General features: G+C 62.2%; 11 protein-coding genes. 4 read left to right on the top strand and 7 right to left on the bottom strand.

All coding sequences use genetic code 11. The annotated features are described in order from the left end of the window. Positions 1 to 53 precede the first annotated feature (53 nt). The 5 genes from GGD62_RS12505 to GGD62_RS12485 all read right to left on the bottom strand — a co-directional run bounded on the left by GGD62_RS12505 (position 54) and on the right by GGD62_RS12485 (position 6,094). Complete coding sequence (locus GGD62_RS12505) at positions 54 to 833, bottom strand: SDR family oxidoreductase (RefSeq protein WP_183708683.1); 780 nt, start codon at positions 831 to 833, stop codon at positions 54 to 56. Positions 834 to 1,058: 225 nt separating this feature from the next. After that, positions 1,059 to 1,547, bottom strand: coding sequence for a TerB family tellurite resistance protein (locus GGD62_RS12500; protein ID WP_018318970.1), 489 nt, complete (start codon positions 1,545 to 1,547; stop codon positions 1,059 to 1,061). A 309-nt stretch (positions 1,548 to 1,856) separates the two neighbouring features. Continuing rightward, a complete protein-coding gene (locus tag GGD62_RS12495; RefSeq protein ID WP_183708682.1) occupies positions 1,857 to 3,266 on the bottom strand; it encodes an adenylate/guanylate cyclase domain-containing protein in 1,410 nt (469 codons plus the stop codon). Between the two features lie 48 nt (positions 3,267 to 3,314). Further along, on the bottom strand, positions 3,315 to 4,685 hold the full coding sequence (locus GGD62_RS12490; RefSeq protein ID WP_183708681.1) for a cytochrome P450: 1,371 nt from the start codon (positions 4,683 to 4,685) through the stop codon (positions 3,315 to 3,317). A gap of 35 nt (positions 4,686 to 4,720) precedes the next feature. After that, entirely contained in the window at positions 4,721 to 6,094 is a 1,374-nt protein-coding gene (locus GGD62_RS12485) for a hydrolase (protein ID WP_183708680.1), read from the bottom strand. A 146-nt stretch (positions 6,095 to 6,240) separates the two neighbouring features. Between GGD62_RS12485 and GGD62_RS12480 the strand changes: the two genes are divergently transcribed. Next, positions 6,241 to 7,929 carry an MFS transporter gene (locus tag GGD62_RS12480; RefSeq protein WP_183708679.1) on the top strand — a complete coding sequence of 563 codons (1,689 nt, stop codon included), beginning with the start codon at positions 6,241 to 6,243 and terminating at the stop codon, positions 7,927 to 7,929. Positions 7,930 to 7,979: 50 nt separating this feature from the next. Here the strand turns inward: GGD62_RS12480 and GGD62_RS12475 are convergent, their stop codons facing one another. Both GGD62_RS12475 and GGD62_RS12470 read right to left on the bottom strand, forming a co-directional pair. Next, complete coding sequence (locus GGD62_RS12475; RefSeq protein ID WP_183708678.1) at positions 7,980 to 9,608, bottom strand: methyl-accepting chemotaxis protein; 1,629 nt, start codon at positions 9,606 to 9,608, stop codon at positions 7,980 to 7,982. A 46-nt stretch (positions 9,609 to 9,654) separates the two neighbouring features. Continuing rightward, positions 9,655 to 10,599: a dihydrodipicolinate synthase family protein gene (locus GGD62_RS12470; RefSeq protein WP_183708676.1), complete on the bottom strand. Its 945-nt coding sequence runs from the start codon at positions 10,597 to 10,599 to the stop codon at positions 9,655 to 9,657. 334 nt (positions 10,600 to 10,933) lie between these two features. Here GGD62_RS12470 and GGD62_RS12465 point away from each other — a divergent pair, with 334 nt between their 5' ends. From GGD62_RS12465 to GGD62_RS12455, 3 genes are all read left to right on the top strand, one after another. Further along, the gene (locus tag GGD62_RS12465) at positions 10,934 to 11,827 is read left to right on the top strand and encodes a GntR family transcriptional regulator (RefSeq protein ID WP_183708675.1); all 894 of its coding nucleotides are present in this window, start codon (positions 10,934 to 10,936) and stop codon (positions 11,825 to 11,827) included. Between the two features lie 535 nt (positions 11,828 to 12,362). Beyond that, positions 12,363 to 13,274 (top strand): amino acid ABC transporter substrate-binding protein, encoded by a 912-nt coding sequence (locus tag GGD62_RS12460; protein ID WP_183708673.1) that lies wholly within the window; start codon positions 12,363 to 12,365, stop codon positions 13,272 to 13,274. A gap of 283 nt (positions 13,275 to 13,557) precedes the next feature. Continuing rightward, complete coding sequence (locus GGD62_RS12455) at positions 13,558 to 14,289, top strand: amino acid ABC transporter permease (protein WP_183708671.1); 732 nt, start codon at positions 13,558 to 13,560, stop codon at positions 14,287 to 14,289. Positions 14,290 to 14,291 lie beyond the last annotated feature (2 nt).

Here is a 14,291-nt window from a genome sequence, read left to right as displayed (position 1 = left end):
GCGCACACATCGAAGCCCAAGCAAGCTCCGGGCCAATACGGGAGCTTCGAGGGCTAATGCCTCTGCCTCTGGAATCGGCTGGTGGCAGCCAGGATGAAGCCCCGCGGGAAGAAGCGCAGCGCGAATGGCACAATCTTGATGCCGAGACCAGGCAGCACTGCCCGTTTGTTGGCCATCAGGCCACGATAGGCCTCCTGCGCGACATCGGCGGCCGAAACATTTAGCAGGGCCGTATCATGTCCGGAGCCGACGCCCGCGCGCGCCTGGAATTCGGTGGGCACGGGACCCGGGCAAAGCACGGTGACGCGAACGCCGCGCGGCGCGAGCTCGGCCCGCAGCGCTTCGGTGAAGGAAATCACGTAGGCCTTGGACGCGTAATAGACCGCCATGCCGGGGCCGGGCAGGAAGCCCGCGACCGAGCCGACATTGAGAAGACCGCCCTTGTTCCTGATGAGTTGATCGGCGAAGCGCAGCGACAAATCGGTCAGAGCCCGCACGTTGACATCGACAATCCCGACCTGCTCGTCGCGATCCCGCTCGATTGCATCGCCGAACACGCCGAAGCCGGCATTGTTGACGAGGTGGTCGAGCTCGACGCTTTCGGCGGCGAGCGCCGCCGCGATGGTCTCGCCGGCGTCGGGGTTCTCGAGATCGCAGGCGATCACGATCGGCTTCTTGCCGCCTTTGGCGGCGAGCTCGTTCGCGAGCGCCTCCAAACGGTCGGCGCGCCGCGCTGTCAAAGCGAGACGATGTCCATTGGCGGCGAACACGCGCGCCAGCTCCGCACCTATGCCCGCCGAAGCACCGGTGATCAACGTTACCCGCTCAACCACGATCGAAGTCTCTTGAATTGAAGTTTTTGGCCCCGCAATGACGGAACGAGAGCATAAGCCGTGCGCGACAGGCAAGCGGTGTCGGCCGCATGGCCACCTGAGCGGGCGACAGGAGGAGCGGGAAAGCCGGGTTTTTACGGACGAATCCGGAGCCGGACGGCCGGCAGCTACATTAAAGTTTCGTCATGTGATCCGCACAACCGGCCATCCACCGGTTTGCGCGGATCAGCCGCCGACGGCGCTGTCCGTCACCTGACCACCAGCGCGCTCCGCCACCGTATGCTTCAGGTCGATCCGGTCGCGCTGGGAAATCCCGAGCAGGTCGGAGGCGCGCCAGACGACATTGTCTTCGAATTCGGAGACCTGGCCGTCGGCATAGACCAGCTCCCACATCATCCGGACGATGCGCTTGCGGCCCTCTTCGTCGAGCGAGCGCATGATGACGCTGGTGAAGTGATAGAGGTCCACCGCCTCGCCCTCGACCTGGGTGGCGTCCGCGATCAGACGATCCGCAGTGCCGCGATCGAGCTTAAAGTGGCTTTCGATCAGGCTGTGCAGCTTGCGCTGCTCGGCCGCGCTCGGCTGGCCGTCGAGCGAGATTACGTGGACCAGCAGCGCGGTGGCCGCCAACCGATAATCGCTGTCACCGAACGTGCGGTTCTGGTCATTGGGGGCAACAATATCGGCGATGAATTGGCGCAGGCCGTCGAGCATAAGATCCTACCGAAATCGATACAGCCGCGAAGCGCGGCCGTTACCAGCATTATATGAGCAGGAAACTCAACCGGCGCAACGTGCGTCAGTTCCGCGCGCTGCATTACGTTTCGGCAATCTGGCCGCTGTGAATCGGACGCGAGTAGCAAGCCAGGCCCTTCGCTGTCGTCCCGGCCTAGTGCGCAATTGCGCACGGGCGCCGGGACCCATAACCACAGCCTGTGGATTGACGAAGACTCACCATCCCGCCCATTCCAGAAATCACGCGGTATGGGTCCCTGCTTTCGCAGGGACGACAGCGGAATTCCGTCACGGAATCTCGTACACCACCATCTTGTCGGCGATGCCGCGCAGCGCTGCCTGTTTCTGGATCGGCTTGATCGCGCGCTGCTCCAGCACCTCCGCAACCGCGGGCGCATCGAGCACCGGGCCGGTGATGTGGATCTCCTGCGCGGTCGACAGGCTCTGCACGCGCGCGGCGATGTTGACCGTCTGGCCGAAATAATCCTGCCGCTCGTTGAGCATCACCGCGAGGCAGGGACCTTCATGGATGCCGATCTTGACGATGAGATCATCAGTGCCGCGCCGCTTGTTGAGCTGGTCCATCGCCGCGCGCATCCGCAGGCCCGCGACGATGGCATGCTCGGGACGGATGAAGGTCGCCATCACGGCATCGCCGATCGTCTTCACCACGGCGCCCTTCTCGGAGGAGATGATCTCGAGCAGTGCATGGAAATGCGCACGCACGAGATCGAAAGCGGCGAGGTCGCCGACGCGCTCGTAAAGCGCCGTCGAGCCCTTCAGATCGGTGAACAGGAAGGTGAGCGACGTGATCTGGAGCCGCTGGTCGAGACTGAGATTGTCCGCCTTGAAGACATCGCGAAAGGTCTGGTTCGACAGCATCCGCTTGGCGGTGAGGAACGGCTTGCGCTTGCCGATGAGATGATGGAGTGCCTCGGCCGCGATGAACACCGACGGCAGCACGCGCACGCCGGCCTGGTTCTCCAGCGACAGCCGCAGCGGACCCGGCCGCATGGTCGTGGTCCCCGTCGGGGCCTGCACCTTGTTGTACATGATGGCGAGCTGCTGACGATCCTTGGTCGGCTCGCCCTGGACGTCGATGAAATGGGCGGCGTGCGTGACCGGCTCGAAGATGATGACAAAGTCACTCGGCAGCTGCAGCGACATGGTCGCCTTCTCGCCGGCCGGCAACTCCATCGTATCCAGCGTCACCTCGTTCGCCAGCGTTGCGAACGATTCCTTGTTGAAGTCGACGCCGGAGCTCCAGAACACCTGCTTGAAATACTCCCACACCGGCAGCGTGTCGGGGTCATGCGCCGCGATGCGCCGGACGCGCGGATTCACGGTGAAGGACACCTCGACCTGATCGTCGACGGAGGCCTTGTAGCCGCAGGCGCAGAGCGCGCAGTGATAGTCGTCGGGCTTGAGCGCCTTCAACGTCGTGTGCGCGCCGAGCACGCCGCCGCAGCCTGGACACAGCACGTTCCAGCCGAGATCGAACAGCCCGAGCCGTGCTGCGTGCAGGAACGCCGAGATCGCGTGCTCTTCGTCAACGGCATGGTGCGTCGCGAAGTCGAGGACATTGACGCGATTGAGCTCGTGATCCTGGCCGTCCTCGATCAGACGCGCAATCGCATCGACCACCTTCGCGTCGGCGGCCTGCTTCAGAACGGAGAACTGGGCCTGGATGTCGCTCATCGTGGGACTCTGCTGGTTGAATCACGCCATCGGCCAGGCAATCGCCTGTCACCGACGGGTGATACGGAACATGGGTGAGTGGTCCGGCTGGGTCGTGACGACGCCGAGCGGGATCACGGGGTCCGCCTGATCGGCGAGCTCGACGCGGAACGCGCCGATCAGCCGGGCCAGCGCCAGCACGGATTCAGCTTGCGCAAACGGTGCGCCGATGCAGACGCGTGGACCTGCGCCGAACGGCAGATAGGCGAAGCGATCGGGCGCCTCCGTCGACATGAAGCGCTTTGGAATGAACGCGTTCGGTTGATCCCACAGCTTCTCGTGCCGGTGCAAAAGCCAAGGCGCGATCATGATGATGTCGCCCTTGGCGATCTCGACGCCGGCCGCATTGTCCTTCTCGCGGGCGGCGCGCGCGACCAGGAAGGCCGGAGGATAGAGCCGCATGGTCTCGTCGATTACCGCGCGGGTGAATTTCTGGCGATCGATGTCGGCCATGCTGTCGAGATGCTCGCCGCTTGTCTCGGACGCCACCTCCTCCTGCGTCTCCGGATCGAGTGCGAGCAGATAGAGCGCCCAGAACAACGCCGTCGCCGTGGTCTCATGACCCGCCAGGATCATGGTCGCGACCTCGTCGACCAGCTGCTCGTCGGAAAAGCCCTTGCCGGTTTCCGGATCGCGCGCCACGTCCATGAGATCGAACAGGTCACGCGGCGGCGCGCCGTCCTTCTTGCCGGCGGCGCGCCGCTCGGCGATCAGCATGGCGACGAACTCGGTCCAGCGCTTGCGGAAGCGGGCGCGGGCAAAATCCATCGGGCTCGGCCACGACACCGGCAGCAGCATGTCGAGGAAGTAGGGCCGTCCCAGCCGGGACGCATATTCCATGATGAAATTGCGCAGGGTCGCGCCATGCCGGTCCATGCCGAACGAGAACATCGTGCGCCCGGCGATCTCCAGCGTCATGCGCTGCATGATTTCGCGCAGATCGACCGGCGCGCCCGTCTGCGTATCGAGCTTCGCGATGGTCTCGTCGAGCACCGCCGTCATGTGCGGCACGAGGTTGGCGGTGGCGCGCGGCGTGAAGGCCGGCGCGAGCGTGCGGCGCTGGAACGTCCAGGAATGACCTTCCGCGATCAGGAGCCCGTCGCCGAGCACCGGGCGCAGCATGCGGATGCCCGCCGGCGTGCGCGTATAGTTCTCGTAATTGTTGAGCAGGACGTGCCGGATCGCATCCGGCTGATTCAGGATGAAGCTGTTGCGAAGGAAGAAGCGGCCCTTGATGACCTCTTCCTCATAGGCGGGCTGCCCCCATGTCGCGATCATGTTGCGCCGGATCACGGCAAGCCGGCCGAAGAACGACATGTCATCGGGCGCACGCGGGGGAGCCGGGGGGATGATGGGCCTACGCACGCTGGCGATATTCATGGCTCTCTCCCGCAAGATGTGACGCAGGCAAATAGCTAATAAGTCAGCTCGGCGACCGCAATCCTGTTCTCCAGGGCGGGCCAGGCGCGCGCCACAATTCGTTCTTCGCCGAACTCGGCCACAATGTTACGCCCAACCTCGCTGGCGGGAAGCCGCAGGGTTGCTGCCGCATCCGTGGGCACGCCTGGCTTGACGTCGGCCGGCTCCTTGCCGTCGAAGAGCACCACGTCCCGCGGCAGGCCGAAATAGCCCCTCGGCCGCGACATGATCACGACCGCGCCTGCGTCCTTGTCGGCCGGCCCGAGTGGGCGCGCGGCCCGCAAATGCACGACATCGGATGAGCGCGGGAAGGGCGAGCGGTAGATGTGCGTCGTCGGCGTGTCGGGCGATGCCAGCACGAATTCGAGCGACCAGGCGGGGTCGACCTGAGCCGGCCCCCAGCGGCCGTCGGCACCGGTCTTCGCGCTGTGCAGCGCACCGCCCTTGCGCTCTCCGGTTTCCGGATCGACGCGGAAGATATCGACGGTTGCGCCCGCCACCGGGCGATTGGTCGGCACGCCGCCCGGCGTCCCCGTGACGAGGCCGCTCAGCCGGACGCTTGGCTCCGGCACGATCGCGATGCGCGCGGGCTCGCGTCCCGCGATGAATTTGTAGATCTCGCGGAAGGCGCGCGGGTGGAATGCCACCTCGCGATGGTCGAGCGCGCCGAGCACGAGATTGGTGGCGCCCTTCAGCTCCGGCCCTTCATTGGTGACACCGGTCGGCGTGCCGGGCTTGCCGATGAAGCGGCCGTCGGCCTGGGCGTATTTGTCCATGCCGTCGCTGCGCAAGGTGAGGAAGGCGACACCCGGCGTCACCTCACTCTCGCCCTCGTTCAGGCCACGCAGGAATACGCCACGGCCGTTGAACTCGTTGTTGGGCTGGTCGTCGGTGGCGAACACGCCGTGATTGGGCGTGCCGCACAAGACCGCGTGGCTGACGTCGCCGGCACCGCCATTCTTGATCACGTTGCGGATCGAATAGCCGCCGCGCGAGCTGCCGACCAGCGCCACGCGCGCCGCGCCGGTGCGGCGCTTCAGCTCAGCGATGGCAGCGGCGAGCTCGCGGCGCTGGTCCTCGGTCGAGGAGCGGTTCGCCTGCTCGACCTTGTCGTCGCTGCGCGCGTTGGGATCGGTGAAATTGATCGCCATCATGCGATCGCGCGCGATGCCGTTGGATTCCATCCGCCACAAGGTCGTCATCCAGAGCGCGTCGTAGTCGCCATTGCCGTGGACGAATAGGATCGGCGGCACCTCGGTGCCCGGCGCCGCAGCGGGCGCGGATTGGGCCGATGCGCCGGTCCGCAAGCTCGCAATTGCGAAAGGCAAGCTGCCGGCCCCCTGCAGGATCGTCCGTCGCGACAGCTTCATTTGTTCCTCCCGGCAAACCAACTCTTTGCACTGCTTATAGCGGCCTAACCACTGGACAGCGAAGGACTTTCGCGGGCATCACTGAATTTGCCGGAATCGCCCAGGATCACTCCAAGACCATTCTGCCAGCCCGTTTGGAAGGGGATATGACCGAGCAGACGAACCGCCAGAAAATCGCCGCCGACGGCATCACCGCGCCTCTGCGGTACACGGTGTTCCGGCGCATCTGGCTCGCCAGCCTGCTCTCCAATCTCGGCCTCCTGATCCAGGGCGTCGGCGCGGCCTGGGCGATGACGCAGATGGCGGCCTCGGCGGACAAGGTGGCGCTGGTGCAGACTGCCTTGATGCTGCCGATCATGCTGATCTCGATGCCGGCCGGCGCCATCGCGGACATGTATGACCGCCGCATCGTCACCCTGGTCTCGCTGATGGTCGCGCTCGCCGGCGCGACGGTACTGACGGTGCTGGCAGGGTTCAATCTCATCACCCCGGAGACGCTGCTCGCCTTCTGCTTCGTGGTCGGCAGCGGCAACGCGCTGTTCGGCCCGGCGTGGCAGTCTTCGGTCAGCGAACAGGTGCCGCCCGATGCGTTGCCTTCGGCCGTCGCCTTGAACGGCATCAGCTACAACATCGCGCGCAGCTTCGGTCCCGCAGTCGGCGGCGTCATCGTCGCCGCGCTCGGCGCGGTGGCCGCTTTCGCCTGTAACGCGATCCTCTATCTGCCGCTGCTGGTGGTGCTGCTGCTGTGGCGGCGCAGCACCGAGCCCTCGCGCCTGCCGCGGGAAAAGCTCAACCGCGCCATGGTCTCGGGCTTCCGCTACATCACCAATTCACCGCCGATCAAGATCGTGCTGTTGCGCACGCTGGTGATGGGCCTGATCGGCGGCGCCATCATGGCGCTGATGCCGCTGGTCGCGCGCGACCTGCTGCATGGCGGTGCGCAGACTTACGGCATCATGCTGGGCGCCTTCGGCATGGGCGCCGTGATCGGTGCGCTCAACATCCACGAATTGCGCAAGCGCATGAGCGGCGAGGCTGCGATCCGCGCCTGCACCATCTCGATGGCGTTTGCGATGGCCGCGCTTGCCCTGAGCACCGAGCCGGTGCTGACGGCGACCGCGCTGGTATTGGCCGGGGCGGTCTGGATGGCCGCGATCGCGCTGTTCAATATCGGCGTGCAGCTCTCGGCGCCGCGCTGGGTCGCCGGCCGCTCGCTCGCGGCGTTCCAGGCCTCGATCTCGGGCGGCATCGCCATCGGTGCCTGGGGCTGGGGCCATCTCACCGACTATGCCGGCGTCGAGATCGCATTGCTGACTGCGGCTGGCCTGATGCTGATCTCGCCGTTGCTCGGGATCTGGCTGACGATGCCGCGCGTCGGTGCCCGCAACGAGGATGCCGACGTGCTGGCCGATCCCGAGGTGAAGCTGTCCCTGACGGGACGCAGCGGACCTCTGGTGGTCGAGATCGAATATCGCGTCGCCCAGGAGAACGCGCGCGCGTTCCACAACGTGATGCAGGACGTGCAGCTCTCCCGGCAGCGCAACGGCGCCTATGGCTGGTCGATCGCCCGCGACATCGCCGACCCCGAATTGTGGACCGAGCGCTATCATTGCCCGACCTGGTTCGACTATTTGCGCCAGCGCAACCGCTCGACCCAGTCAGAACGCGCGCTGCATCAGCAGGCGATCGATTTCCATATCGGTCCCGAGCCGGTGCGGATCCGCCGCATGCTGGAGCGTCCGTTCGGTTCGGTGCGCTGGAAGGAGGAGACGCCGGATCGTGCCAGTGCCGAGGTGCTGCCGGTGGTCGCGACCGCGGCGGGGAGCAGCACGTAGGTTCTCGTCACCACTCCGCCATCGTCCCGCCCCCCGGGCGCAATCGCGCGCTAAGGCGCAGCTTGGCGCATCTCGTCGACAAACGCAGCGATAGCCTGGCCCAGTGCACGGTTGCGATCCATCAGGTCCTGAACTGTGCGCGCGACGTCATCGGCCGCTCCGCGGCTGGTTGCCGCGTCGCCGGACACTTCGAGCACGTGCCCAGCGACCGCGCGAGCTCCGACAGCAGCGGATTCGGCACTGCGACTGATGTCGCCGATCGCAGCATTTTGTTCGTCGAGAATGCTCACGATCGATGTGGTCGTTTCGCCAACCCGATTAATGACGTCGAATATCCGCCGGATAGCGCTCACGGCAGCATTCGTTTCGGTCTGAACCGCTACAATTTGCGTGGCAATCTCATGAGTGGCGTTCTTGGTTTGATTTGCCAGTGCCTTGACCTCTCCAGCAACGACGGCGAAACCCTTGCCCGTTTCTCCCGCCTTGGCAGCCTCGATCGTCGCATTCAGGGCTAGTAAGTTGGTTTGGGATGTAATTGCTTCGATCAATTGCACAACCTCTCCGATGCGTCCGACGGCGTCGGCAAGTCCGTTCATTATGGTATTTGCCTGCTCCGCCTCTTGTGCCGCCTGGTGCGAGATCTCGGATGACAGTGCCACTTGTCGTCCGATTTCGGAGCCCGAGGCGAACAGCTCCGTGGTTGCTGCAGCCACTGACTCAACGTGTGCCGTGGTTTGCTCGGCGGCATTTGTCGCGGTGCTCGAGCGTTCTGCGGTACGATCGGCAACTGTACTCATTGTCGATACGGCGTTGTTCAGAGCCGAACTGAGTTCGGTCAGCGTGGCCATAAGCCCCGCAATCCTTCCGTCTAGCGCGTCCGCTGTACCTCGCAATACGTCGGCACGCTCGGAGGAGGCACGTTGCTTCAATGTTTCCTGCTCCTCCTGAAGACGACGATTCTCGATCGCGCTGGCCCGGAAGGTCTCCATTCTGCGTGCAAGTCTCGCGATCTCGTCTTTGCGTTCGGTGCCGCTTACGACCGCGGTCAAGTCACCGGCGGCCAGCGCATCTACTGTCGCGGTCAAGGCGACGATCGGTCGCTGCACGGTTCGGGTCAACCATCCTGCCGCCAAGAGTGCAATCACGAATGCTGCTGCTGTGGCTCCCAGTACGATCGCGGTAGTCTGATCCGCCATGCGCTCCTTTCGCCCTTGGACCGCCGTTATTTCTTGCTGCATGGCGTGGACTACAGTTGCTATCGTTTGATGAACGGCTTCCTTGGCCTCTTGAGTTGAGGGCTGGCGAGCGAGCGCCAGAAGATCAATCTCGGTTTTCTTTCGCCACGCCAAGATCCGTTGGTGGAGTTCGTCCAGCAACGAGCGGTCGGACAGAACGGTCGACGAAGCGGCGAACGCTTCGTCGGTTGATGATCGTGCCGGACCCTCAAAGTCTGCCTTTAGAGCTTTATCTGCTCCGGCTATATAGCCATCGAGTGCGGCTTCTTCCCTCAGCAAAGCTGTTTCGACGTTCTTCAACGAAGTAAGTGCAGCCATGTTGGTTGCGAGCGTGCTATCCTCCGTCCGGAAAGCCGTCAGTGCGAACATCGTGGCGCCCACCATGACAATGAAGACGGCCACAATAATCGTGAAGCCGAGTGTCATCCGCAGCCGGAGCGTCATTGGCGATCTTCCTTAGAATCAGAACGTCGATGCCAGCCTATGAGGCTCAGATCTTCAGCGGGTTGCAGGCTCCACGCTTGTCTGAGCGCGCGATCCGAGAAAGCAGGTAGTCGACCTCGGAGCGCGCTGCTTCCGTGAACGCGCCGGCGGGTTTACGCTGAGCTGGCGAAGAAATGAGACCTCTGCGAGCCAGAATGTATTTGCGGGCACTCAGCCCGACAACAGGCTGCTGTTCGTACTTGAGAAGAGGCAGGTGGAGGTCGAACAGATCGTGAGCGGCGTCGCGTTGCCCGGACCGAGCCAGGTTTATGAGCTCCACGAGCATGTCGGCAAATGGATAGCCGGTCATCGCGCCGTCCGCGCCGCGCTCGATCTCGAAATCGAGGAAGAGACCGTTGTTGCCGCAGAGAATGGAAACGTGACGCAGAGCTCCGTCTGCTTCCCATTTGCGCAGCGTCGTAATCTTCTCCAGGCCGGGCCAATCCTCATGCTTCACCATCACGCAAGACGGATTGTCCGTGATGATGCGCTTCAGGACGGTGGGCGACATCACGACTGAATAGTTCAGCGGGTAATCCTGGATGCAAAACGGCGTGTCGGACCCGATCGCGTCTGCCGACTGAGCATAGTACGTCACGATCTGATCGTCGGTCCGCAAGGTGTTGGGCGGAGCGATCATGACGCCGGCGGCGCCGGCATCCATAGCGGCGGACGCCAACGTGCGCATCGCAGCGAAACCGGCAGAAGTGACCCCGACGATCACCGGAAGCTTGGGGGCGCGCTTGACGAAGCGGGCGGCGACTTCCAATGCTTCAGCGCCGTCGAGTTTGGGTGCCTCCCCCAGCACACCCAGTACGGTCATCCCCGTCGCCCCGATCTCCGTATAGAAGTCGCTCAAGCGATCGATGGATGCAAAGTCAATTCGGCCATCTTCATGAAATGGCGTCGGCGCGATCGGATAGACGCCGCTGGCGCTAGTCTCGAGCTTCATGATGTCTCCATTGTGGGGCTGGTCGGAATAGTAATTGTTCTAATGTAGACATATAGTACAATTACGAAGAGATTGAGTCAAGGCTCGGCGTTGCCCCAGGCGTCTGGCGATCGGCGCTCCGGATAGGATTGGCGCTGAAAGCGGAGATGGGTTTCCTATGCAAAATCCCGCCGTAGGCTTTCCGACACTCGTTTTTTAGAGCTGTATTGCCTAGAAGATCAGTATCTGGTGTTCGCTGCTTTGGAATGCGCTCGGACAACCACACATAGGATGCGAGCCGTGGACTCTAAGTCACCTGGACAGCGCGGTCTCAACTAGAGGTAGGCTCGAACTGATGTCTCGATCCAGCTATCGACTCGCTAATCAAATACTGGATTTTGTGCGCGACGCTCGCTTTGGGCCCGGACATCACCTGCGTGAACAACACGTCAGCGAAATGCTGGGAGTGTCCAGAACGCCGGCTCGGGCGGCGCTCAGCTTGCTCGAGAAGCAGGGGATTCTGGAATCCAGGAAAAATCAGGGCTTTTTTCTAAAGGCGGGGCCCCAAGAGCTTCATGCCGTAGACATGGAGGTGCCCACGACGGCAGAGCAGGATCTCTATGCCAAAATTGTCGATGAGCGGTTATCGGGCAAATTGAACGAATCCTTCACTCAGTCCGAAATCGCGCGGCGATACGAGGTCGATCGTGCATTGCTCCAGAAAGTACTTACGCAATTAGAAAACGATGGGCTGCTCTCGCGAAATAGCGGCCGCGGCTGGACCTTTCAGCCGACCATAGACTCGCAAATTGCTCTACGCAGCAGCTATGATTTCAGAAAGACGATCGAGCCTGCCGGAATTCTGCTCGACACATTCCAAGTAGACAGCGTTGCGCTAGAAAAGGCTCGACGTCAGCACCTTTTCCTGGAGGCACATCCAAATATCGGAACGGTTAGGTCTACGCTGCTGTTCGAAACAGACGCTCAGTTCCACGAGATGATCGCCGAGTTTAGCGGCAACAATTTTTTCGTGCAGGCGATCCAGCAGCAGAACCGCATGCGTCGGCTCTTGGAATTCGGCGGATATGCAAACCGCCGGCGTGTGAAAGATTGGTGTCGAGAGCACCTGAAGATCCTGGACGCGATTGGCTCCGGCGACAGGCGCGCGGCCGCGCAACTGATGGCGGAGCACCTCAATGCGGCTTTCAGGGCTGCGCCTAAGAAGCACTTGGATATCGCACGGAGCTAGCGGTTCGACGTCGCGGAACGTACGCCCCCGCACGAAGGGCATGCACGTGAGCAAGCTCCGCCTTGCTGACACGGCCGCATAACGAGCGCATCTCCTACGAAGCGCCGTCCAAGTTGTGCTCGCGCACGCATCAGGCGCGACCCGGATGCATCAATAATACAATACTATGATGCGGCTCCGGCGCTCCTGCGCGACGAATTGAGCCGAATCTGCATGAAAACCCTTGACGCGATCACATTCGCAATTGTACTGTTGATATCAATTAGAGCAATCAAGGTCACTTATCGAGGCCGGCGTTTTCACGGAAATCAGGTCGGTATTCGCTCGGGGACGACACGGCTTCGGGGCTGCAACGTCATGAGCTCACCGGCCCTGTCGCCTTGTGATGCCTGTTTCGAAAGCGGCCGACTTAAGCACGGGGCGGAAATGACGGCCGATCGGACGAGCCTTCGCTCGTGTAGCGGCATCGTCGGCGGTCGTGGTTGCCTGGCCTTTCAACGCGGTCCGGGCGGCTCCATCAAAGGAGGGACATGAAGTGAAGTATTTCTGCAATCTCGGGTTCGCGCTCGTTGCCACCTTTACCGCTGGAGCGGCAGGCGCCGAGGAGCTGACGGGCACTCTCAAGAACATCAAGGACACCGGCTCGATTACGTTGGGCTACCGGGATTTTTCGATCCCCTTTTCCTATCTGGACGACAATCAGAAGCCGATCGGCTTCGCGATGGATATTTGTTACAAGGTCATCGACGCTCTGAAGAAGGATCTCAAACTCGACAAGCTCGAAGTCAAGCTCAACCCGGTGACTGCGGCAACACGCATCCCGCTTTTGGCTAATGGAACGATAGATCTCGAGTGCGGTTCGACGACCAACAATGCTGAACGGCAAAAGCAGGTTTGGTTCACCAACACACACTTCCTCACCGCCAGCCGATATCTGACGAAGAAGTCCAGCGGCATCAAATCGATCGACGACCTGAAGGGTAAGGCGATCGTATCGGCAGCCGGCAGCACCAACGTCAAGCAGCTCATCGAAGCAAATCTCACCCGCCATCTCGGCGCTACCATCATTCAGGCCAAGGACCACGCTGAAGCATTTCTGATGGTCGAGACTGATCGCGCCGTCGCCTACGTCATGGACGACGTCCTGCTCGCCGGTCTCATTGCGACTTCAAAGAGCCCGTCGGACTACGTCATCTCGAGCGACGCGTTTTCGAAGCCCGAGCCGTACGGCATCATGCTTCGCAGGGACGACGTGCCCTTCAAGAAGGTCGTCGATGCCGCGACCGCAGAGCTCTACACAAGCGGAGAAGGCCAGAGGCTCTACGACAAATGGTTCACCCAGAACATCCCGCCGAAAGGCTTGAACTTCAACACGCCGATATCGACGGAGCTGAAGCACGAGTTCGCCAAGCCTTCTGATTCCCCAAATCCGGACGACTACAAGTGATCGGGGGGAGCGCTCGGGAGCGCGGACGGACTTGGATTCACGGATTAAGACCTCCTCTGCGATGGGCCACGAGCCCAAAGTTCTGACGGCGGAGGGCGGCGTCGGTTGTGCGGCGGATGAGGAATACGCGTCGCGCTGACCGAGCTCTGGGGCACCTGCTCTTCGACGCGGCGCGAAAGCTCGCCTTGGAGGTGATGGGTCTTTTCGAAAGGAGAACGCATCTCTCGATCGTAGATCAGCACGAAAGGAGGAGTTGCAACATGTCCGTCGGCGTGGGGGGATCGTGAACTACAATTGGAATTTGATGATCTTCTTCCAGCCAAATCCGTTGGGGACTGGCACCTATCTAGATATGTTGCTGTCGGGATTGGTGGTCACTCTCGAAACGGCACTCTTAGCCTGGTTCATCGCGCTGGTCACAGGGGCTGTGGTCGGCGTGATGCGCACGCTGCCATCGCAGCGCGCTAATTGGGTGGGCTTTGCTTACGTCGAGTTCTTCCGCAACATCCCGATTTTGGTGCAGCTATTCCTGTGGTTCTTCGTCCTGCCGGAATTTCTGCCGAAGTCCGCGGGATTGTGGCTCAAACACCTGCCGAATGCGCCGTTCTGGACTGCCGCGATCGGCATCGGCTTCTTCATGTCGGCACGCATTGCGGTGCAGCTTCAGGCCGGCATCAGCTCGCTACCCCGCGGCCAGAGGCAGGCGGCGACAGCGCTTGGGCTGACTACAGTGCAGGGCTATCGCTATGTCCTGTTGCCTATCGCATTTCGCATCATCCTGCCGCCGCTGACCTCCGAGTTCCTAAGTACGATAAAGAACACCTCCGTCGCGATCACCATTGGTCTGCTCGAACTGACCGGGGAAGCGCGCTCGATGCAGGAGTTTTCATTCCAGGTCTTCGAAGCGTTCACAGCGGCGACCATTCTATACCTTCTGGTCAACGTGGTCGTAGTGATCGGAATGCGCGTGCTCGAGCGCTACGTCGCGATACCCGGCTACATCACGGGGAAATGAGG

The sequence above is a fragment of the Bradyrhizobium sp. ERR14 genome, from assembly GCF_014198235.1.
Taxonomy (GTDB): Bacteria; Pseudomonadota; Alphaproteobacteria; order Rhizobiales; family Xanthobacteraceae; genus Bradyrhizobium.
This window is presented reverse-complemented; position numbering and strand designations above follow the sequence as displayed.

Bases quoted from the DNA above. Each gene is read 5' to 3' on its own strand.
- GGD62_RS12500 (WP_018318970.1), bottom strand. From the start codon at position 1,547: ATGCTCGACGGCCTGCGCCAATTCATCGCCGATATTGTTGCCCCCAAT.
- GGD62_RS12495 (WP_183708682.1), bottom strand. From the start codon at position 3,266: ATGAGCGACATCCAGGCCCAGTTCTCCGTTCTGAAGCAGGCCGCCGAC.
- GGD62_RS12490 (WP_183708681.1), bottom strand. From the start codon at position 4,685: ATGAATATCGCCAGCGTGCGTAGGCCCATCATCCCCCCGGCTCCCCCG.
- GGD62_RS12485 (WP_183708680.1), bottom strand. From the start codon at position 6,094: ATGAAGCTGTCGCGACGGACGATCCTGCAGGGGGCCGGCAGCTTGCCT.
- GGD62_RS12480 (WP_183708679.1), top strand. From the start codon at position 6,241: ATGACCGAGCAGACGAACCGCCAGAAAATCGCCGCCGACGGCATCACC.
- GGD62_RS12475 (WP_183708678.1), bottom strand. From the start codon at position 9,608: ATGACGCTCCGGCTGCGGATGACACTCGGCTTCACGATTATTGTGGCC.
- GGD62_RS12470 (WP_183708676.1), bottom strand. From the start codon at position 10,599: ATGAAGCTCGAGACTAGCGCCAGCGGCGTCTATCCGATCGCGCCGACG.
- GGD62_RS12465 (WP_183708675.1), top strand. From the start codon at position 10,934: ATGTCTCGATCCAGCTATCGACTCGCTAATCAAATACTGGATTTTGTG.